At 45.1% G+C, this 19,701-nt stretch carries 24 protein-coding genes; 1 reads left to right on the top strand and 23 read right to left on the bottom strand.

The genetic code is table 11. From position 1 onward, the window contains the following. Positions 1-401: 401 nt before the first annotated feature. The 8 genes from E2491_RS03055 to metG all read right to left on the bottom strand — a co-directional run bounded on the left by E2491_RS03055 (position 402) and on the right by metG (position 8,761). Complete coding sequence (locus tag E2491_RS03055) at positions 402-590, bottom strand: small, acid-soluble spore protein, alpha/beta type (protein ID WP_134372485.1); 189 nt, start codon at positions 588-590, stop codon at positions 402-404. A gap of 168 nt (positions 591-758) precedes the next feature. Next, positions 759-1,022, bottom strand: a complete 264-nt coding sequence (veg, locus tag E2491_RS03050) for a biofilm formation stimulator Veg (protein WP_134372482.1) — start codon at positions 1,020-1,022, stop codon at positions 759-761. A 119-nt stretch (positions 1,023-1,141) separates the two neighbouring features. Next, positions 1,142-1,996, bottom strand: a complete 855-nt coding sequence (gene yabG / locus E2491_RS03045) for a sporulation peptidase YabG (RefSeq protein ID WP_134372582.1) — start codon at positions 1,994-1,996, stop codon at positions 1,142-1,144. A gap of 134 nt (positions 1,997-2,130) precedes the next feature. Continuing rightward, entirely contained in the window at positions 2,131-3,009 is an 879-nt protein-coding gene (gene rsmA, locus E2491_RS03040; protein ID WP_134372479.1) for a 16S rRNA (adenine(1518)-N(6)/adenine(1519)-N(6))-dimethyltransferase RsmA, read from the bottom strand. After that, positions 3,002-3,562, bottom strand: a complete 561-nt coding sequence (rnmV, locus tag E2491_RS03035; RefSeq protein ID WP_134372476.1) for a ribonuclease M5 — start codon at positions 3,560-3,562, stop codon at positions 3,002-3,004. Before rnmV ends, rsmA begins: the two co-directional genes overlap by 8 nt. A gap of 510 nt (positions 3,563-4,072) precedes the next feature. After that, entirely contained in the window at positions 4,073-5,338 is a 1,266-nt protein-coding gene (locus tag E2491_RS03030; RefSeq protein ID WP_244093863.1) for a resuscitation-promoting factor, read from the bottom strand. 243 nt (positions 5,339-5,581) lie between these two features. Continuing rightward, positions 5,582-6,346 carry a TatD family hydrolase gene (locus tag E2491_RS03025; protein ID WP_134372473.1) on the bottom strand — a complete coding sequence of 255 codons (765 nt, stop codon included), beginning with the start codon at positions 6,344-6,346 and terminating at the stop codon, positions 5,582-5,584. 426 nt (positions 6,347-6,772) lie between these two features. After that, on the bottom strand, positions 6,773-8,761 hold the full coding sequence (metG, locus tag E2491_RS03020; RefSeq protein WP_244093862.1) for a methionine--tRNA ligase: 1,989 nt from the start codon (positions 8,759-8,761) through the stop codon (positions 6,773-6,775). Positions 8,762-9,219: 458 nt separating this feature from the next. Here metG and E2491_RS03015 point away from each other — a divergent pair, with 458 nt between their 5' ends. Then, positions 9,220-9,501 carry a transition state genes transcriptional regulator AbrB gene (locus E2491_RS03015; RefSeq protein ID WP_134372467.1) on the top strand — a complete coding sequence of 94 codons (282 nt, stop codon included), beginning with the start codon at positions 9,220-9,222 and terminating at the stop codon, positions 9,499-9,501. A 353-nt stretch (positions 9,502-9,854) separates the two neighbouring features. On the opposite strand, the gene rsmI is transcribed toward E2491_RS03015, so the two are convergent. The 15 genes from rsmI to E2491_RS02940 all read right to left on the bottom strand — a co-directional run bounded on the left by rsmI (position 9,855) and on the right by E2491_RS02940 (position 19,375). Continuing rightward, a complete protein-coding gene (gene rsmI / locus E2491_RS03010) occupies positions 9,855-10,739 on the bottom strand; it encodes a 16S rRNA (cytidine(1402)-2'-O)-methyltransferase (RefSeq protein WP_134372464.1) in 885 nt (294 codons plus the stop codon). Continuing rightward, positions 10,705-11,004, bottom strand: coding sequence for a GIY-YIG nuclease family protein (locus E2491_RS03005; protein ID WP_134372461.1), 300 nt, complete (start codon positions 11,002-11,004; stop codon positions 10,705-10,707). Before E2491_RS03005 ends, rsmI begins: the two co-directional genes overlap by 35 nt. Next, positions 10,988-11,731 carry a tRNA1(Val) (adenine(37)-N6)-methyltransferase gene (locus E2491_RS03000; protein WP_134372458.1) on the bottom strand — a complete coding sequence of 248 codons (744 nt, stop codon included), beginning with the start codon at positions 11,729-11,731 and terminating at the stop codon, positions 10,988-10,990. The genes E2491_RS03005 and E2491_RS03000 overlap by 17 nt, the downstream gene beginning before the upstream one ends. 99 nt (positions 11,732-11,830) lie before the next feature. Beyond that, the gene (yabA, locus tag E2491_RS02995) at positions 11,831-12,205 is read right to left on the bottom strand and encodes a DNA replication initiation control protein YabA (RefSeq protein ID WP_134372455.1); all 375 of its coding nucleotides are present in this window, start codon (positions 12,203-12,205) and stop codon (positions 11,831-11,833) included. 13 nt (positions 12,206-12,218) lie between these two features. Then, positions 12,219-13,046 carry a PSP1 domain-containing protein gene (locus tag E2491_RS02990; RefSeq protein WP_134372452.1) on the bottom strand — a complete coding sequence of 276 codons (828 nt, stop codon included), beginning with the start codon at positions 13,044-13,046 and terminating at the stop codon, positions 12,219-12,221. Continuing rightward, positions 13,039-14,043: a DNA polymerase III subunit delta' gene (holB, locus tag E2491_RS02985; protein ID WP_134372449.1), complete on the bottom strand. Its 1,005-nt coding sequence runs from the start codon at positions 14,041-14,043 to the stop codon at positions 13,039-13,041. The genes E2491_RS02990 and holB overlap by 8 nt, the downstream gene beginning before the upstream one ends. A 15-nt stretch (positions 14,044-14,058) precedes the next feature. Then, positions 14,059-14,499 (bottom strand): YaaR family protein, encoded by a 441-nt coding sequence (locus tag E2491_RS02980; RefSeq protein WP_134372446.1) that lies wholly within the window; start codon positions 14,497-14,499, stop codon positions 14,059-14,061. Between the two features lie 22 nt (positions 14,500-14,521). Beyond that, positions 14,522-14,851 (bottom strand): cyclic-di-AMP receptor, encoded by a 330-nt coding sequence (locus E2491_RS02975; protein WP_134372443.1) that lies wholly within the window; start codon positions 14,849-14,851, stop codon positions 14,522-14,524. Positions 14,852-15,009: 158 nt separating this feature from the next. Beyond that, a complete protein-coding gene (gene tmk, locus E2491_RS02970) occupies positions 15,010-15,642 on the bottom strand; it encodes a dTMP kinase (RefSeq protein ID WP_134372440.1) in 633 nt (210 codons plus the stop codon). Continuing rightward, positions 15,635-17,056 carry an aminotransferase class I/II-fold pyridoxal phosphate-dependent enzyme gene (locus E2491_RS02965; protein WP_134372437.1) on the bottom strand — a complete coding sequence of 474 codons (1,422 nt, stop codon included), beginning with the start codon at positions 17,054-17,056 and terminating at the stop codon, positions 15,635-15,637. Before E2491_RS02965 ends, tmk begins: the two co-directional genes overlap by 8 nt. 135 nt (positions 17,057-17,191) lie before the next feature. Beyond that, complete coding sequence (locus E2491_RS02960; protein WP_166805773.1) at positions 17,192-17,359, bottom strand: sigma factor G inhibitor Gin; 168 nt, start codon at positions 17,357-17,359, stop codon at positions 17,192-17,194. A 123-nt stretch (positions 17,360-17,482) separates the two neighbouring features. Continuing rightward, positions 17,483-17,662, bottom strand: coding sequence for a hypothetical protein (locus tag E2491_RS02955; protein ID WP_134372431.1), 180 nt, complete (start codon positions 17,660-17,662; stop codon positions 17,483-17,485). A 69-nt stretch (positions 17,663-17,731) separates the two neighbouring features. Further along, positions 17,732-18,076, bottom strand: a complete 345-nt coding sequence (locus tag E2491_RS02950) for a DUF6176 family protein (RefSeq protein ID WP_134372576.1) — start codon at positions 18,074-18,076, stop codon at positions 17,732-17,734. Then, on the bottom strand, positions 18,073-18,831 hold the full coding sequence (locus E2491_RS02945) for a DUF2087 domain-containing protein (protein WP_371414448.1): 759 nt from the start codon (positions 18,829-18,831) through the stop codon (positions 18,073-18,075). The genes E2491_RS02950 and E2491_RS02945 overlap by 4 nt, the downstream gene beginning before the upstream one ends. 304 nt (positions 18,832-19,135) lie before the next feature. After that, the gene (locus E2491_RS02940) at positions 19,136-19,375 is read right to left on the bottom strand and encodes a hypothetical protein (protein ID WP_134372427.1); all 240 of its coding nucleotides are present in this window, start codon (positions 19,373-19,375) and stop codon (positions 19,136-19,138) included. Positions 19,376-19,701: the final 326 nt, after the last annotated feature.

Raw genomic sequence — 19,701 nt, 5'->3', positions numbered from 1 at the left:
AGCGATCCGATGTTGACTTATCGAAATGAGCTGAGGGAAGCGCACTAGCCTCTGTGAGCTGCAACTGGACATCAAGAAAAGTGGAAGCAGGCGTTTAGGGACGCACAAACTGGACCGGACTCGACGAAGATCAATGAGGGAAACACCGCATTTAGCAACTTTGCACTGATTTGACCACTTTTTCGACCGTTATTTGACCACTCTCAGCCTTTATTTAACCACTCTCACAAAAAATCCCGGCGAAGCACGGGGGCTCTTAATGCCCTTAGGTACCTAAAGGCATTTGGATAGACGCTGCGCTTGTGATCTCCATGAAAAATTATCCATATCCTGCGAACACCCCTAAAAAGTAACGCCCGGCTCAAAAAGAGCCGGGCGCTGCATAGCCTGAAAAAGTTGGTTTAGCTTCTGCCGTGTTGATTTTGTTCAAGCTGGCGTTCTGCCATTTGGATGGCCTGCTTCACCATGTTTCCTGCATCCCGTGATTTAATACCGCCCCAGCCTTCCTGCTGGACCGTGTCATAAATGCCGAGTTCCTTGGCGATTTCTTCTTTGAGCTGATCAGACATGACGCTTCTTCTTCTGCCCATTTCAGTCATCCTCCTTTTAAGGTATGCCTGTTTAGTCTGCGGCAAATGACTGATGATATGTATGGAAGATCGAGGCATACAAATAAGGCGGTCTGCCTGAATCACTGACTAACAATGATTCAGGCAGACCGCCCGTTTACGATAATGCGCGCTAATCGATGATGCTGATTAGCTTACGCTGATTGTTTCTGTTCCCTCTTCGATGAAGGTTAATTCAACTGCTTCTGTCAGTACATCGGTGTAGCTGTACGATACCCGCTCAAAAGAGTTCTCATCCTGATCCAGTTCAATAATGAAAATAGAAGGATACGTTTCAGTTAAGACTCCTGAACGCTCAATTGTCTTGCGTCTTCCACCATTGGCTTTTAACAATAGACGTTTTCCAAGATTTAAATCAAGTGACTTCTTAATATCAGCTAACGTTTTTGGCATTCCGCTTCCACCTCACTGACATTATTGTACCAAATCTTAGTGATTTAGTCAAACAAAATATATATAATAACAAGTATTTTATGACCATGTCAATATTTTTATTTCGCCAAAATGCTCTTTTATGTGTCGTTTCCTGTTTTTGTATAGATTTCTGCTCGATATGGCATCCCCGTTCTCAGCACCCCGCGTGTCTCAATTCCTCCAATTCCTTCATCACTGGCCAGCGTGTAGGGCAGCAGATCCCGGATGGAAAAGGAGTCCTTAAACGGCGTATAACTGATTCTTCCCGCTGCATAAGCAGGATCCAGCGCATGAATGTTCACCCTGAGAGGTGAGCTGGCAAAATTTGCTCCTGCATGAATGAGTGACTCAAAATGAGACTGACAGGCTCCTGCAAAAATAACAAGCTGATCCAGGTTGGGCATTTTTCTTCTTGCTTCCTGAACCGCTTTTACAAAAGCAGTGGAATGACGATAGGCTGAAAGATCATTTTTATCCCCCTGTCCGCTTAAATAAGCGTCGTGCCCGGTCAGCACCAGAATTTGAGGCTGGTATTGATTTAAAAGCTCCTTCACACATTCAGCCATCTCTTTTTCGGCACAATGAATGCCGATATGAGGCACCTGAAGCTCCGTATACGCCTTCATACACTTCTTTAAGTATCGTTCATCCCCATCCAAGTGCAGGACACGTCCGGGGAGATGAAAGGTTCGGGCATCTTCATCCTCTCTTTTACCGGACGATTCTGCAGGCTGTAAGGATTTCTTCTTTAGACGCAGCTGTTCATCCACTTCTTCAAGCTGCCTTTCAGACATTAATTCCAGATCGTCTAAAGGGGCGTCAGCTATGAGGCGGACATCTCTTCCAACTAACCAGGCAAATGTAACACCATCACGATCTTCTGTTGACATGACCTCAAATACAATATCGCATCCATATGAACGCCGTCCGACCGCCTGACTGACCCAGTCCATCACCCAGCCCCTCTCCTCACCAGTCATTCTGTATCATATGCAACGACATGGGTGACTGTGCCGATTGTTTTGATTCCGTGCATCGATATAAAAAAACCATGGCTCAAAAAGAACCATGGTTACGCTTATAATGATTAGTGAAAGACTTGATACAGCTCATTGGCTAGACGCGCAAAATCAGGGATCGACAAGCTTTCTCCACGTCGCCCGGGATCAATCTCGGCACGCTCGAGCGCTGCGATGATCGCTTCTTTTTTCGCCTTGCCTTCAGGCAGCTGACTCGTCAAATTATTGATAATCGTCTTACGGCGCTGGGCAAATGAAGCTCGCGTGATCGTGAAAAAGAAATCTTCACTGATTACATCGACCGGCGGCTTATCACGCTTCACTAACTTGATCACAGCAGAATCCACATTTGGCTGCGGGATAAAGACCGTTTTTGGCACAATCATCACAGTCGATGCTTCTGTATAGTACTGTATCGCAATCGAAAGCGAACCGTAATTTTTCGTTCCTGGTTTCGCCGCAATCCGGTCAGCCACCTCTTTTTGAAGCATCACGACCATCCCCTTGATTGGCAGGCGTTCCGTTAGAAGCTTTAAAATGATAGGAGTCGTCACATAATAAGGAAGATTCGCTACCACCATGAGGTTCTTAACATCCTGAAACTGCTCTTCAATCACCTGATTCACATCTGCCTTCAACACATCTGAATGAAGGATATTCACGTTGTCGTATGGAGAAAGGGTATCAGCGAGAATCGGTAACAGACGCTGATCAATTTCAAAAGCCGTCACCTTTTTAGCCGCGCGGGCCAGATGCTCTGTCAGCGCACCAATTCCCGGTCCAATTTCAATCGCGCCATCTTCCTTTGTCAACTCCGCATGGCTGACAATATTATGGAGGATATTAGGGTCGATTAAAAAATTCTGACCAAGACTCTTTTTAAATGAAAAGCCGTATTTATTCATAATTTCTTTTGTACGTATCGGTGTTGCAATATCTTTATTCATGTTCTTCCTCCTGTAAAATACACGTCAGTGCAGTGGCAAATTCCTCTTTTGAAATTTGAAAGATCATCAGACGGTTATAAAGCTGTTTACCATTTACATAACCGATTTTTAAAGCAGCACCAAGCTTTTCCCTGCGCGCTTTGGCTTTAGGGCCGCCAATCAGACCCGCTGTGACAAGATCCTCTTTTGTGATGACCTCCACAGGGGTTTCCGTCATCACATGAGCATCCTTCAATGCCTGACGGATTACTTCAGGTGCAGCATGCTCCACGCCGAGACCTCTTCCCTTTTTACGCAACGCATCCTGCTTTTCTATAAACGCATGCCGGCAACCGGGAACCGCGTCCTGAACAATCTGGCGGATTCGCTGACCCGGATAATCCGGATCCGTTAAAATAATAACGCCCCGTTTTTCCTGCGCATGACGTATTTTTTCAAGAGTACTTTTAGAGACAGCTGACCCGTTTGTTTCGATCGTATCAGCGTCAACAGCCCTTTTAACAGCCGTTGTATCGTCTCTGCCTTCAACAACAATGACTTCTTTTAATTTCATTGATTCCTCCGTATAACTGTATCTTTGCCCTATTATAGCGGAAATTGTATGCGAGCGCATAATTCTTTTGACAGGAGTATCTTTTGTGATCGGTCCTCCGGTTTTGTTTATGCGTTTGATGGTGTATTAAAGCCAGGCATGGGCCACTTTTTTATCTTTACCCTTCAATCTAGAAACCGGGCTGGGGGACATCCTCCGCTTTCCATGGCCGGGCGGTGAACCCGCTGTGCTTCGCACATCGGTTTCACCTGTCCCTTTCCGCCATAGGAGTCTACGGATGTCCCCCAGCCCTATGATATTGTTTATAAACTACATTTTTGAAATGACGACAAGATGACGAGGAGCAGCTAACAAGGTTAATTAAGTATGATCCGCGTCAAACATCTTTGACTTATAACTTCGAGGGGCTAGTCGCCGCAGCTAGACAATGGAAAGCGAAGGATGGCCCATGCCCGGTTTTACAACTAAACACAAAAAAGAGGAGGCTATACACCTCCCCTGAGAGTTCAATTATGGCAATACGGTTACTTTAACCGTGCGATTTCCCCATGCGTAGGCAGCGGATTTCGTTGGAATAAAGACGTCGATCTTATTGCCATGGATGGCACCGCCAGTATCGCCGGCAACAGCATAGCCGTAGCCTTCAACGTATACTTTTGAACCTAAAGGAATAACAGAAGGGTCTACTGCAATGACCTTCATACCTGGATTCGCTTTTAAGTTAATGCCTGTTGCTGTGATTCCTGAGCAGCCTGCGCAAGAAGCGGTATAGGCTGTTGACGACATCATGATCTCGCGTCCTGATGGCGCGCTTGTTGAAACAGCTGTCGTTTGCACAGGAGTTGAAGATGCTGCACTTGCCGTATGTACAGGTGTTTCACGTGGAACGCTTGCGACTACGGGCTTTTTCGTACCGACTGAGACGATTTCGTTAATGCTCTCTTTGACGGTTTTTTCTTCTTTTAATTTGCGGGAGATTTCTTTTCCGTTCTCCATCACGACTTCATAGGTCTTGGCAATCAGGCCTTTTTCGCCTTCCTGCACAACTTCTTCCGTTCCTTCAGCCAGATCTGCATCTTCTTTGGTTTCAACGGTAAAGTCTTTTGGTTCTTCCACCACATCGGTGACCTTATCAACACGGACGATCTTAACAGTAGCGCCCTCCGTCAGCATAGTGTCTGTTGAAGGCTCAACCCGATCATCTTGATCCAGCTTAATATTATTCTGGCTTAAAAAGTCAGCGACGGTGATCGAAGTGGACCATGCCTCTTCTTGTGTCGTTCCGTCGACAAGTGTCCATGCGAAAGCTTTGTCTAATGAGATTGTCATATCTTCCTCAATCTGCTGGCTTAAGTCATGTGACAGCTCATCCAGGTCACTGATCTCCACTTTTTCTCTTCGCAGAAATTCTCCAACTGTTTCTGCGCTTGTCATGATTTGCTGGGTTTCCCCACCTAAATCAAATGACACCTGTTTCGCCGCCCGGTAGGCTACATTCATATCGTGATAAATGGATGCATCTTCCGAGGGGTGTACATAGTCCTCTGAGTTTAGTTCAATACCTAGTTCTGTAAATATATCTTTGACGGTGTCCGCATTCGTGCGCACCAATTGCTCTTCGCCATTTAGAGACAGGGTTACAGTTTTCTTCATACCTTCCTGAAACAGAAATCCAATAACCAGGACAAATACTGTCAGGCTAAGTAAACTATAGACCCAATTCCTCTTACTCATAGACTTTGGAAACAGGTTTTTCATGTTCTTTTCTGATTGCATGAAAAACTCCTCCTTTACGTTGAGTGATTATAAAGACTTTAGAGATAGATTGTCAACCTTTGAAACTATGAATTTCCTCTCTGCGCAGGTGAGATATGTCCCATTATGCACAGGCAGTTCGTTCGTGAAAAGGTTTTTTAATCGACAATCAGACCGCTTTATCCTGGTGAAAGAGCTAAGATGGTGTCGCATGTCTTTTTGCTAATTCTTCCGGATCACCCGTGTATTTTTAAGTTCCGTGGCTTACAGCTGAAATAATTTTTTCGCGTTTTCTGTCGTACGTTTTCCAACTTCTTCGTACGATAATCCTTTTATTTCCGCAATTTGTTCTGCTACGAGTTTGACGTAGGCAGGTTCGTTGCGTTTTCCCCGGTAAGGATGTGGTGCAAGAAACGGAGCATCTGTCTCAATTAACAGGTGGTCGAGATCAATTTCTGCCGCTACTTCCTTCGGTTTTTTTGCATTCTTAAAGGTGACAGGACCTCCAAGAGAAATCATAAAGTTCAGATCCACACACTGTTTGGCAATTTCAACGCTGCCGCTGTAGCAGTGCATGATCCCTCCTACTTCCTCTGCATGCTCTTCCCGGAGAATATCCACTACATCCTGTGTAGCGTCCCGGTTATGAATGACAATTGGAAGCTTTACTTTTTTCGCCAGACGAATCTGCTTTCGGAAGACCTCTTTTTGAATATCGTGCGGGGATTTATCCCAGTGATAATCAAGGCCCATTTCACCGATTGCCACGACCTTTGGATGAGCAGCGAGCTCTTCGATCCATTTCAGGTCTTCATCTGTCATATCAATGGCGTCCACCGGATGCCAGCCAACCGCTGCATAAATGAATTCATGCGCTTCAGCAAGCTCCATTGCCTTCTTGATTGTTTTCCGGTCGAAGCCAACGACCGTCATCCATTCCACGTCATTTTCTTTTGCGCGTTCGATCACCTCATCAAGGTCTTCCTCAAACTGATCTGCGTTTAAATGAACATGTGTATCGAATAACATTCGTTTCCTCTCCTTTTACAGCAAGATTAGTGTATTAAAAAAACAGATGACATACATCACAGAAATGTAACAATCGTTTAACAAATTAATCTTTACTGTGTTAAATCGTTACATAATGTATTATGAATGTTTTATTTTTAATATAAGAAATAATATTGAGATTCAAGTAGTTTTCCTTTTAAATCCTTATTAAACCAATAAAAACCCTTTAAATAAAACTATTTTAATATAACCAAATGAATAGGACGTCATTTTTAGGTAAATCGATGCGATGTTCTCTCAAATTCAAATTATTTTCCAGTCATTTTTCACAAAGTAAAACGTGTTATCTTTTTGTTACACAATTGAAACAAACATTTATTCCCACATAATAAAAGAAGAGAAGACCTATTCAGTCCCCTCTCCTTCTATTATAAAAGCCTGCAATTACTTCACTCGCGCTCCATTTTCCAATGTTTGTGCGACTTCAGCTAATGCAAGTACTCCATCCTTCTCTCCAGCCAATATCATGCCTTCAGACAATTCACCGCGCAATTTAACCGGCTTTAAGTTTGTGACACACACTACTTTTTTTCCAATTAGCTCATCCGGCGTGTAAAATTTCGCAATTCCGGAGACAACTTGACGCTTTTCGAAGCCTAAATCAAGCTGAAGCTTTAAAAGTTTGTCTGTTTTCTTAACCGGTTCACAGCCTGTAACTGTCGCAACACGGAGATCTACCTTCATAAAATCGTCAATGGTGATCTCTTCTTCAAGCTCAACAACCTCCGGCTCTTTTTCAGGTGCCGGGGCTGAACCAGCCATCTTTTCTTTAATGTAAGCAACTTCTTCTTCCACATCCAGACGAGGGAAGATCGGCTCCCCTTTTGATACAACCTTTGTGCCGGCAGGAATAACACCAAAGTCACTCAGGCTTTCCCACTTTAGGAATGCCTCGCGGTCAACCTGAAGCTGATCAAGAATACATCCAGGTGTCTGCGTCATAAATGGCTGCAGCAGCACGGCGATACGGCGAAGCGTTTCAGCCAGATGGCTCATCACATTGCCAAGCTCACCTTTTTGCGCCTCATCCTTCGCGAGTACCCACGGCTGTGTTTCATCGATATATTTGTTTGCACGGCTGATCAGCTGCCATACAGTAGAAAGGGCGATAGAGAACTCCATGTTTTCCATCGACTCTTCAAACTTTTTAACGGTTTCTTCATTTAAAGCGAGCAGCTGCTGGTCGAATTCACCTTCAGACCCGTTATAAACCGGAATCTCACCGTCGAAGTATTTATTAATCATCGCCACTGTACGGTTTAACAGATTTCCAAGATCATTTGCCAGATCAAAGTTCACGCGCTCAACGAAGCCCTCAGGCGTGAAAATACCGTCTGAACCGAACGGAACTTCACGCAGCAGGTAATAACGGAGTGAATCAAGTCCGTAACGATCGATCAGCGTCACCGGATCCACTACGTTCCCTTTAGACTTGGACATCTTGCCGTCCTTCATTAATAGCCAGCCGTGCGCAAAGACCTGCTTTGGCAGCGGAAGATCAAGCGCCATCAGCATGATCGGCCAGTAAATCGTATGGAAACGGACAATCTCCTTACTCATCAAATGCACATTAGCCGGCCAGAACTGACGGAAGCGCTCATCCTGATCTGTTCCGTAGCCAAGAGCAGTAATGTAATTCGACAACGCATCAATCCATACGTAGACAACGTGCTTCGGATCACCAGGAACCTTAACGCCCCAATCAAATGTCGTACGGGAAACCGCCAAATCCTCAAGTCCCGGCTTAATAAAGTTGTTCAGCATTTCATTTTTGCGGGATTCCGGCTGAATAAATGCCGGATTTTCTTCATAATACTTCACCAGACGGTCTGCATATTTGCTCATACGGAAGAAATATGATTCTTCCCGTACCTTTTGAACCGGATGTCCACTGTCCGGACTTTTACCGCCAATGACTTTTCCATCCTGATCGAATTCTTTATCTTCAAGCTGCGTTTCTGTATAGAACGTTTCATCCGGAATCGAATACCAGCCTTCATATTCTCCCAGGTAGATATCTCCCTGATCATAAAGCTGCTTAAAGATCTTTTCGACAACGCTTTTATGGCGCTCTTCTGTTGTCCGGATAAAATCATCATAGGAAATCTCCATCGTCTTCCACAGATCCTGGATTCCTTCTACAATTTCATCTACGTATTCCTGCGGAGAAACCCCTTTTTCCAATGCCTTCTCCTGAATTTTCTGGCCGTGCTCATCCGTACCTGTTAAATACATGACATCAAAACCACGCAGACGCTTATATCGTGCCATCGCGTCTCCTGCCACTGTCGTATAGGCATGCCCGATATGAAGCTTTCCACTCGGGTAGTAAATCGGCGTTGTAATATAGAACGTATCGTTTGACTGACTCACTGTAAAATCCTCCTCGTACATCGCCGAAAAGTCACATCCGGCGCGTATTTACCTGCTAAAAAATATACCGTAAAAAGGGGGGGCAATGCAACCAGCGCTGGTCTGCTCTGTGATTTTCGACATTTAGACATGTCTTCTCTAGGAAGTCATCCCCATTTTTGTCGAATCGAATACGTATGTCGAAAGAATTTGTCGAATCAGCCAATAGTTCGAAATCAAATCTTTTTTATTTACACTCCCATTAATTACATGATATAGTGATAAATGTAGAAGGAAATGTTTTCAAGTCTTCTAAAACCCTATCAGAACAGTGTTTTTCAATGTATAAAAAAATGTGTTATTGGAAAGAAATATGTATTGACTGATATGGGAAGAGTTGGTATGATATAAAAACAGAGAGAAATTTGTCGAATAATGACGAAAAAAATAAAAAAACATTTTGAGAGGGGATTTTTAATATGAAATCAACTGGGATTGTACGTAAGGTAGACGAATTAGGCCGTGTGGTTATTCCAATCGAGCTTCGCCGCACACTGGGCATCGCTGAAAAGGATGCTCTTGAAATTTATGTGGATGACGAAAAAATCATCCTTAAGAAATACAAGCCAAGCATGACTTGCCAAATCACTGGTGAGGTGTCTGATGACAACCTGAAGCTTGCTGGCGGTAAGCTGGTACTCAGCAAAGAAGGCGCTGAGATGCTAATCAAGGAAATCCAAAGCAACCTTCAAGGTGCTTAATCAATAAGTAACATTTGAGCTGTTCCGGTGAGGAGCAGCTTTTTTTTGCGGCCTCGATGCGGGTTGCAGGTACATGCATTAAGTCAAACCACGCGGAACAATACAAAAGATTGTTAGAACGATACAAACTGACTGTTGAATCCGTACAATCTACCTGATGAGTATAACAATTCCAGTGCTTCAATAGCATTACAGAACAATAAATATGTGAAACAGTACATTACATTTTTTGAACAATACAATTAAATAGTGAATCGATTCAAAAATGGCTGGTAACATAACAATTCCCATCGCCTCCCGCACAACAACCAGCCACACGAAAATAAAAACAGCCCCCGAAAGAGCTGTTTTCTTTAATGATCAACATGATAATCCTGATACACATCGCGCTTTGGCAATCCGCGATCCTTGGCTGTTTCTTTAATGGCCGCTTTTGATGTCATTGATTTTTCCTGCATATAATGCTCCACATGCTCGCTCAATGAAAGCTCTGACCACCAGACGCCTTCTTCCTGCTGCCATTCCTCTTTTGAACCGCCTTCAATGACGAGACAAAATTCTCCGCGAAGCTCCGTTTCACCTGCCCACGTCAGGCACTCTTCCACCGAACCGCGGATAAATTCCTCGAACCTTTTTGTCAGCTCACGTGAGATCACCATTTGCCTCTCCGGCCCTACCGCTTCTTTTAGTTCTTTCAGCGTATCCTTCAGACGGTGCGGTGATTCATATATAATGAAGGAAGCCGGCATCGTTGATAAGAATACGAGCTCTTCCCGCTTCTCTTTTTTCTGTCTTGGGAGAAACCCGTAATAGTAAAACGGCTGCGGAACGAGTCCCGAGGCGATCAGTGCAGTGACGGCCGCATTAGCTCCCGGCAAGGGCACCACGTTAATCCCTTCAGCGAGACAAAGCTTTACAAGCTCATACCCCGGATCTGAAATACAGGGTGTTCCGGCATCGCTGACAAGTGCGACCTGCTTCCCTTCAAGCAGCTGCTGGATCAGCTTGCGCCCACTTTCTTCTTTATTATGTTCATGGTAACTGACAAGCTTTGTCGAAATCTCAAAGTGATTACACAGCTTCATTGTATTGCGGGTATCCTCTGCCGCAATGATGTCAGCTTCCTGTAAGATTCTGACCGCTCTGAATGTCATATCCTCGAGATTTCCAATTGGAGTCGGAACGAGATATAACCTTCCTGCGTCAGGTTGATGAAAGCTTTGCTGAGTTTGAAGCATGACATTCCCTCCTCTCTTCTAAATAACGGTCTTTTTGGCGCCGCGTCTGTTTTTTAAACGCATATTCAGCCTGCATTGCTTCCCGTTTTGTCGAAAACACTTCATGATGAATCATTTCAACCGGCCTTCTCGTTCTCGTATATTTTGAGGCGGTCCCTGCATTATGCTGCTCAAGCCGCCGGTCAAGATCAATCGTATAACCGCCGTAGTAAGAACCATCCCGGCAATAAAGGACATAAAAATAATGGTCAGTCTCTCTTTCCATATAAAATCTCCTTCATGTCAGGTGTGTATTCATTATTTTCATCATACACATATAATGGAGGCAAAATTTTCACGTCTGCTTTTCCATCCTTTGCTGCCTCCACTAAAATCGTATTCGCTTCCCTTCCCTCTTTCGGGTAGACGAATTGAATCCGCTTCGGCTCCAGACGGTACTGACGCATCAATGTAATCAGATCTAACAAGCGGCCTGGACGGTGAACAAACGCAGCCTTCCCTCCCTGCTTCAGCAATTCACTGCTGACACGCACGGTATCTTCAAGGGTACACATGATTTCATGACGGGCAATCGTCAGATGATCATTTTCATTCAGCTCTTCTTTTCCAGGCGTTAAAAAATACGGGGGGTTACAGGTCACCACATCATGTCTCGCATGACCGAGCTGTGGCGTTACCACATTCAGATCCTCCTGAATCATCCGCAGACGATCTGATAATTCATTGTAGTCAAAGCTGCGCTGAGCCATATCAGCAAGCCGCTCCTGTATTTCAACCCCGGTAATCGTCCCTTTTGTCCGGCGGCTCAGTAAAAGCGGGATCACACCGTTGCCTGAGCAAAGGTCAATCAGGCTCCCTTTTTGAATCGGGACAGCGACGAACCGTGCAAGCAGCACCGCATCTAATGAAAAGGAGAAAACGGTTGGACTTTGAATAATTCTTAAGTTTTCTGCCAGCAGATAGTCCAGCCGCTCATCACCTATTAAGTTCATGCTTTTTTCTCCTCTCACAATCATGAAAAAAAGCCTGACATGACACAAGCCGGACGGCATCACCATCCGGACTGCGCAACGCCAGCCTTTTTATGTTCGTTATTTTTTCGTTAAAAAGGACAGGCAAAACAGGCAATCTTCATCTTTACGCGGGCTTCCAAAATGAATATTACATATGTGAAAGCCTTCGTGATAAAGACGGGCAAGGTTGTCGTATCCTTCTCCTATGTCTGTGCTCTGGCTGTCAGCTTCCGCCGCTTTTCCTTTGCCGCCACGTTTGTTGCCGGCGGCAGGCTCCTGTGAGTTCCCCAGCTGTTCCAGCCTTCTGCGCAGATGCTCATTTTCAATCTGCAGTGAATGATTCTCTTCCATCATATCAGCAAGATTGTGCTTTAATTCGCCAAGCTGCTGATACAATTGACCAATCTGCTGTTCCATATTGGCGACTGAATCAAAGAACTCCTTCTTATCCACGAACTCCACCTCATTACTCTGTGGCTTGAATTGATGCAACATCCTGATTCATAATTTCTTCAAGCGTGTACTCAAGCGTACGGTCCTGCTCCTTCATTTCAACCTGAAGAACGCGTTCAAGCATGTTCAGCCCCACGACTTTTCCTCGTCCCTCAGGTGTCTGAACAAAGGAACCAAGGTCCGGCATTTCCTCTTTTGCTGCTTCATATTCGTCATTCTCATATTTCAGACAGCACATCAGACGGCCGCACAGTCCGGAAATCTTCGCAGGATTCAGCGACAGATTCTGGTCCTTGGCCATCTTGATCGATACCGGCTCAAAATCACCGAGAAACGTTGAACAGCAAAGCATACGGCCACATGGACCAATCCCGCCAAGCATTTTCGCCTCATCGCGCACACCAATCTGCCGAAGCTCAATCCGTGTTCTGAACACAGATGCCAGATCCTTAACAAGGTTCCGGAAATCCACCCGTCCATCCGCGGTAAAATAGAAAATCACTTTATTGCGGTCAAATGTGTATTCCACATCCACCAGCTTCATATCTAAATCATGCTCACTGATTTTGCTTGAGCAAACCTCATAAGCATGCATGGCTTCTTCTTTATTCTCCTGAACAGAGAGGCGATCCTTCTGATCAGCAAGACGGACAATCTTTTTCAGCGGCAGGACCACATCATTCTTGTCCACTTCCTTGACATCAGTAACAATTTTACCGTATTCGACCCCGCGGACCGTCTCGACGATCACGTAATCATCAACCGTGACGTTCAGCTGATTCGGGTCGAAATAATATATTTTACCCGCTTTGTTAAAGCGGACACCAACTACCTCATACAAGTGCAGATCCCCCCTGCAATTTAAGCATCAGCTGCTCCATAAGCAGCTGTGTATTCATATTCTGTTGCAATTGTCGTTTGGCCTCTAACAGGACAGCCAGCTGGTCGGATAATTGACGCGCTGACGTTTGGAGTGCATCTGTACGAAACGTATCAAGCCAGTCCGGATAAGAAAGGTGGTCAAGCTTTTCCGTCTGGATATAGAGGAGGTCTTTATATATAAGAAGAAACAAATCGAGCGACTGATCAATTTGTGATTTCTCTTTAAAATGCGGCAGATAATCACTTTGAACCCGTGTCATGGCTTCAAAGGGATCCGTCTTTTGCACTTCGTATAATTTTAACATGATTTTTCGGGCTTGTACAAACCACTCATCCGTACTCAGCTCAACCGCTTCCTCCACCTGATTCGTCAGTTTGGACAAGACGGAGGCCAGAGTCGGATGAACGCCTTCTTCCACCAGCTTTTCCTTAAAGAAAACAGGAGTCAGCGGTTTAAATCCAACGTGCTGACACCTGGACAAAATCGTCGGAAGCATCTGATGCATCTGCTCTGTCAGTAAAATCGCAGTCGTGGACGGATGCGGCTCCTCAAGAAATTTCAGCAGGGAATTGGCGGCCTGAACCGTCATCTTATCCGCACTGTTCACGATATACGTTTTCCGTCTGGATTCCATCCCTGTTTTACTGAACTCCTCCTGAAGCAGCCGGATCTGTTCCTTTTTAATCGATAAGCCATCCGGCTCAATGACATGAACATCCGGGTGATTCCCCTGGGCAATCCGGTGACACTGATCACATTCCATACACGGAACGCCTTCAACCGGCTGCCGGCAAAACAATCCCTTCGCTAAAAATAATGCCATTTCCTTCTTTCCCGTGCCGCGCACGCCTTCAAAAAGATAGGCATGCGCCACACGGTTTTTCTGCAGGCTGTTCATCAGCATTTTTGCAGCAAGCGGCTGCCGTTTTTGTAAATCATCCCACGATTCAGCCATGTAAATCCCTCATTTTTACGTATATAAGTTAATCAGCAGACCCTTGATTTCGCCGATCTGATCAAGTACATCGATCGAATCCTTTTCACTTTTCATGACACTCTCAGTCAGGGTTGCCAGTTTTTCATCAATCGTTTCCACGAGACGCAGCTTACGGCCCTCACCGAATTCATTCCATGAATGGGACTGCTTTAAATTCATGCCATATTCAACGGTTTCCTTTACAAAACGCTTTACGAGCATTTTAAATTTGGCGAGATCTTTAAAATTACGTGAGCGTGCCAGGCGATCACCGGCTGCTGTCACATCCCCCATCAGCCTCGCAAGCTGATCTGTCTGGAGCTTCTGGTCCTGTTTCTGAACCAGGTCACCAAACTTCAGCTGGCTGTTCGGCTGGGCCTGGGGGCCATTTTGAAGACGGTTCGCTCCCACACGCAGATCCTGATTAATTTTCATGTGATCGACTCACTCCGTCTGATTAGAATTGGTGAAACTGTTCAATCGGCAGCACGAAAACCGTGGCTCCGCCAACTTCAACTTCAACCGGATAAGGAATGTAAGAATCCGCATTTCCGCCCATCGGCGATACAGGTGCAACCATCTGCTCCCGTGAACGGCAGCTCTCATTAATCACCTCAAGCGCCTTATCCACTCTCGCATCCTCTGTACCAATCATAAATGTTGTATTCCCTGACTTCAAAAAGCCTCCCGTACTCGCAAGCTTTGTAGCGCGGAAATTATTCTTCATTAATGCAGTTGATAAACGATTACTGTCCTGATCCTGTACGACAGCGACAACTAGTTTCATCCATTCCACCCTCTTCCTTTTTAATCATATTTTTATCTTACCGCGGCAGATTTACACCTGGTCAACGGACATTTGGTCTATCTAAAAATAGTTCTGTCTTTATTATACCAATAATACGAAATGATTACGAAAGCATTCCAAAAAGAAGAAAATAATCATCAGTCCTTAAGTAACGCATGAACGATGTGAAGCGCATCAGACGTCACAGTCTCAACCGTCCCCGATGCATCAACCGTTTTGATTCTCTCAGGAAAACGTGCTTTTATCAGTTGATAGCCCTCATACACCTTCTCATGAAACGCCATTCCTTCAAGATCAAGACGATTCACCTCACGCCCCTTATTAGCCGCGATCCTCTTCATCCCTTCTTCCGGGCTCAAATCAAAATAAAGCGTCGCATCCGGCATCATCGACTCAATCGCAAACTCATTGATCTTCCACACCTCATCAATGCCAAGCCCTCTCGCATGCCCTTGATAAGCAAGCGAGCTGTCAATAAACCGGTCGCATAACACGACTTTCCCCGCCTCAAGCGCAGGCTTCACACGCTCCACTAAATGCTGTCGTCTCGCTGCTGCATAAAGCAATGCTTCCGTGCGACCATCCATCGTGGTGTGATCAGGATTTAAAATAATCCCCCTGATTTTCTCCGCAATGTCAATGCCGCCAGGCTCCCGTGTTAATAACACATCAAAGCCTTCTGACTCCAGCTGCTTTTTCATTTCGGCAACGACCGTGGTTTTTCCTGCCCCCTCCGGTCCTTCCACCGTAATAAAACGTCCTTTACTCATCGTTATCCTCCTGTACAACCTTCAGTTTTCCTTCTATTAAAAAGGCACCACCCTGGAACCTCATCTCTGATTGAACGATATCACGCAGCTGCTGCACTTTTCGCCCAGTCATCCGCTCCCCCGGCAATATAAACGGAATGCCTGGCGGATACGGAATAACAGACTCTGCAGCAAGCCTTCCCGTAACGTGATCAAGATCCACCATTTCTACAGCAAGATCCACCGCTTCATCTATCGTAAACGCCGGCTCGAAAAAAGGCTCTTCCTCCAGAACCAGCTGCTTAACCGCAGGCCCATCCATTTTTTCAGCCGTGATATTTTTCAGCGCTTCAACAGCTCGATCAAGCTCCGCCTCATAAAGCTGTCCTTCCTTTAATAAAGGCAGCATCCATAACACCTGCAGCGGATCCGCCAGCTCTGAAAAAATGCCGTGTGCCTCATATCTTTTCTGAAGCCTATAACCATCCAGACCCGCCACCCGGATCATCAGCTTTAACGGATCCTCCGCTTCAATCACACTCACATCCGTGATTTGCCTCAGCCTTTCAATAAAAGCAGACCTCACCTCGTGAAAATGCGCCGCATCCTTCTCTGAATAAGTTGCTACATAGCTTCTCGCCATATCCAGTGATGCCATAATTGGATAAGACGGGCTGCTCGACTGCAGCATCCCGAGATAACGCTCCACCTTCGCCACAGAAACGACTTCTGAATTCACATGAAGAAACGAACCCATCGTCATTGCAGGCAGTGTTTTATGAGCCGACTGCACAACCACATCCGCTCCAAACGCCAGGGACGATTCTGGGAAACCTGGCAGAGAAAAATGAGCACCGTGCGCCTCATCAACCAGTACGGTAAGCCCGGCTTCTTTTGCCACCTTGACCAGCTCTGCCATCTGCCCGGTATGCCCGTAATAAGATGGATACGTCAGCACGATCACCTTCACATCAGGATACGTTTGTACAGCCTGCCTTAACCGGTCCGGCGAAATGCCTGACGGTGTCTGAGACTCAGCATGTACATCAGGCATCAGATAAACAGGCTTTACCTGAGCCAGACTGCACGCATTCATCACCGATTTATGAGCATTGCGCGCTACAAACACCCGATCACCCGCACGACAGGAAGCCAGAATCATCGCGAGATTCCCCACCGTCGAGCCATTTACAAGAAAATAACTCTGCTTCGACTGATAATAATCGCACAACAGTGCCTGCGCATCACGAATAACTTCTTCCGGTGCATGCAAATCATCCAGTCCGGTCAGCTCCGTCTGATCCCAACCAAGCAGCTGGCCAAACGCTTGGTCGGCGACAGATCCATTTTTATGACCCGGCACGTGAAACGACACCGGATGTCTATTTTGATGAGCCGCCAGAGCTTCTACAAGCGGCTGATTAGAATGATTCATCTCTGTTCACCTTTTCATGTTCATTTCTCCATTGTATCACCTGTTCCGTTAAATGCGTGATGCCTCCCTGAGAAAAGTACTTGTTTTTTCACACAAAAAAAGAACTGACCCATTTAAGGATCAGTTCCCTGTCATCTACTTATAAGAACCGCTTTCCGGCTTCAGTAAATACATCCAGCGGTCATAATCCTGATCGTCCGCCTTTAATTGAATCAGCGACTGCTCACACCAGACACAGACAAACTTTGACGACAGACGTATACCCCGTTTATACTTTCTGCCACAAGCACGACATACTCTCATTCGCTTTCCTCCACTTCGCGGTATCATACGAACAGTATCGACACCCCGGATAAAAAATAATCACATTCTTTTTATCCTATTCGCCCATTTCGGAATCGTGAAGGAAAGTCTTCTACAAACTTCTTACCCCCAGCCTGACGTCTTCTGATCATTCTCCATCGTATACGGCGCGGCCTTTTCGTCAGTATGGTGACTCTCCCCAAACTGCTCCAGGTCCTTACGCTTTTTCGTTCCCCTTTTCTTATCTACCACAAGTCCAAATCCGACCAGCCCAGCGAGTACGGCCACAATATAAATCCACATTGATATCCCTCCTCCTGTTGTTCTGACCATTATATCAACCTTTTCCATTTAGAACCATAGGTGGATGGATTAAACCATTTTTTGACGGATACGTTCAGGAATCATTACCACCCCGGTTTGCAAGTCCACAGGCTTATATAAAGGATCAATACACTGCTTCCAATAATCAAGATGTTTGCGGTCCAGCCAGTGCTCTGATGAAGACACATCCTGACCCCCTTCACCCTGAACAGAATACCAGTACAAATACTCGACCCCGTCCAGTGTCTCCCGGAAAATCGTCTCTACATACATCTTCTCCGGCTCCAATGTCTCAAGCACTGCGTCCATCTGTTCATTTAAAAACGCAAGCCACTCATCCACCAAAGCCGTTTTTCCTTTTTTCACCCGAAACCTCGTCAACTCTACCTTCATTGCTTCACCCAATAAGCCGATCCATCCTGATTCCGGTCCATAAAACCATACTCAATAAAATAACGGCGAAGCGTTACAAAGTCAGCATAAGCCTCCTTCAACACTTCATTCACCTCACGCTCCGTATAAGACCTTCCAGCCTCAAATCTTTTCAGCAAATGCTTCAGCACCACAATTTTCTTCTTCTCTTTACTCGGAAACAGATGAAGCGGACCCTCAAGCCCATCCTTAAAATAAGTCTTCAACACTTTCTCCTGCTCAATCTCCGTCGTCGCATAACGCTCATCCACCATCGTCGCCCCCCTATGTACCTGCACAAGCCCCTCAGGCCCATCATCCTTTTTCAACAAGTCCATCAGCGCCAAAAACACCTTCGCCTGCTTCTCCTTCTCCTTAAACTTAAACCGGTGATTCCGAATCGTCGAAGGACTTCCATCAATCCTCTTCGCAGCCTCCTTATCACTCAGTCCCTGCCTGAAAAACATCAAAAGCTCCCGCTGATGATCAGACAACCCGGTAAATTTCTTATTCATCTGAATCAAATAATCAAACATCGAACCATGCTCATCCTCCACATGCCTCTCAGCCGCCCGATACGCCTCATAAAAACGCCCCTCAATCTGAAACACTTCACCCTTTTCAAAAGACGCCCCGCATACTAAACAAACATGGCGATCCTCCAATTCCTTCATACCAAGAGAAAGCTCCTCCACAGAAGACGCCCAAAACAACTCCTCACTCAAAACCAAACACATCCTTCTTTTGTCTGTTATTTAATAAACATATTATATTATAGTTTATATAAAAGCAAACAAATTTTCATTTCGTTTATTTAAAATTAAATTAAGTTGATTTTTGAACACTATCCTGTCGTATTTAACAACTCCTGGCTCTTATTAGATACACTTTCTAGTTCATTTAGCACACTTTTGTTCTCATTCGGTATACATCTCCAATTATTTAGTGCACTTATACCTCATTCAGCAAACCTCCAAGGCGCACTGCATGCCTTTAGGCAACAACATAAAATCTTTAAATACAAAAAGAAAAACCCGGCTATCACTCAGCCAGGTTTTGTGCATATCTGTTTATGTAAATTCTTTGGATAAGAACACTTAAAGATAAGCCGATCACAACAGGAATCAATGACCCTGATGAAACAATCTGTCCATTTGTACTGTTCATATATTCGTTATGGAACATTAATAACGGCACTTGAAAAACGTCTCCTGCTAAATAAAGCAGCAAAGTGATCACTGCAAACGATGCAACACCCACTATAAAACCTTTAGATTTCACTTAAAAACACCCCCTGCTATTAAAATACCAGATTTAACTTAGTTTATGGTGTTTTTAACATTCAACAGGATTTACTTCAGTAACGGCAAAGCTCGGGGGCACTGAATGCAGTTGGGTAACTGGAAGTCATTCCTCTTCATTCATCATACTTTTGCTCTTATTCAGTATACTTTCCTGTTTATTCGATACACTTTACTCTTCATTCTGCACACCTCAAGAAACATCCCGGCCACGACCTGGCGCTCTTCATGCACTTTCAAACCCGGTTTCCACCTAAAAAAACGCACAAAAAAACCTGCCGTCTCTCCTGAGCGACAGGTCTTATC

This window comes from Jeotgalibacillus sp. R-1-5s-1 (assembly GCF_004405105.1).
Lineage (GTDB): Bacteria > Bacillota > Bacilli > Bacillales > Jeotgalibacillaceae > Jeotgalibacillus.
The sequence above is the reverse complement of the archived record's forward strand: the minus strand, read 5'-3'. Positions and strand labels throughout refer to the sequence as shown.

Excerpts from the sequence above, each read along its gene's own strand:
- E2491_RS03055 (WP_134372485.1), bottom strand. The coding sequence starts at position 590 with ATGGGCAGAAGAAGAAGCGTCATGTCTGATCAGCTCAAAGAAGAAATC.
- veg (WP_134372482.1), bottom strand. The coding sequence starts at position 1,022 with ATGCCAAAAACGTTAGCTGATATTAAGAAGTCACTTGATTTAAATCTT.
- yabG (WP_134372582.1), bottom strand. The coding sequence starts at position 1,996 with ATGGACTGGGTCAGTCAGGCGGTCGGACGGCGTTCATATGGATGCGAT.
- rsmA (WP_134372479.1), bottom strand. The coding sequence starts at position 3,009 with ATGAATAAAGATATTGCAACACCGATACGTACAAAAGAAATTATGAAT.
- rnmV (WP_134372476.1), bottom strand. The coding sequence starts at position 3,562 with ATGAAATTAAAAGAAGTCATTGTTGTTGAAGGCAGAGACGATACAACG.
- E2491_RS03030 (WP_244093863.1), bottom strand. The coding sequence starts at position 5,338 with ATGCAATCAGAAAAGAACATGAAAAACCTGTTTCCAAAGTCTATGAGT.
- E2491_RS03025 (WP_134372473.1), bottom strand. The coding sequence starts at position 6,346 with ATGTTATTCGATACACATGTTCATTTAAACGCAGATCAGTTTGAGGAA.
- E2491_RS03015 (WP_134372467.1), top strand. The coding sequence starts at position 9,220 with ATGAAATCAACTGGGATTGTACGTAAGGTAGACGAATTAGGCCGTGTG.
- rsmI (WP_134372464.1), bottom strand. The coding sequence starts at position 10,739 with ATGCTTCAAACTCAGCAAAGCTTTCATCAACCTGACGCAGGAAGGTTA.
- E2491_RS03005 (WP_134372461.1), bottom strand. The coding sequence starts at position 11,004 with ATGGAAAGAGAGACTGACCATTATTTTTATGTCCTTTATTGCCGGGAT.
- E2491_RS03000 (WP_134372458.1), bottom strand. The coding sequence starts at position 11,731 with ATGAACTTAATAGGTGATGAGCGGCTGGACTATCTGCTGGCAGAAAAC.
- holB (WP_134372449.1), bottom strand. The coding sequence starts at position 14,043 with ATGGCTGAATCGTGGGATGATTTACAAAAACGGCAGCCGCTTGCTGCA.
- E2491_RS02980 (WP_134372446.1), bottom strand. The coding sequence starts at position 14,499 with ATGAAAATTAATCAGGATCTGCGTGTGGGAGCGAACCGTCTTCAAAAT.
- E2491_RS02975 (WP_134372443.1), bottom strand. The coding sequence starts at position 14,851 with ATGAAACTAGTTGTCGCTGTCGTACAGGATCAGGACAGTAATCGTTTA.
- tmk (WP_134372440.1), bottom strand. The coding sequence starts at position 15,642 with ATGAGTAAAGGACGTTTTATTACGGTGGAAGGACCGGAGGGGGCAGGA.
- E2491_RS02965 (WP_134372437.1), bottom strand. The coding sequence starts at position 17,056 with ATGAATCATTCTAATCAGCCGCTTGTAGAAGCTCTGGCGGCTCATCAA.
- E2491_RS02960 (WP_166805773.1), bottom strand. The coding sequence starts at position 17,359 with ATGAGAGTATGTCGTGCTTGTGGCAGAAAGTATAAACGGGGTATACGT.
- E2491_RS02955 (WP_134372431.1), bottom strand. The coding sequence starts at position 17,662 with ATGTGGATTTATATTGTGGCCGTACTCGCTGGGCTGGTCGGATTTGGA.
- E2491_RS02950 (WP_134372576.1), bottom strand. The coding sequence starts at position 18,076 with ATGAAGGTAGAGTTGACGAGGTTTCGGGTGAAAAAAGGAAAAACGGCT.
- E2491_RS02945 (WP_371414448.1), bottom strand. The coding sequence starts at position 18,831 with ATGTGTTTGGTTTTGAGTGAGGAGTTGTTTTGGGCGTCTTCTGTGGAG.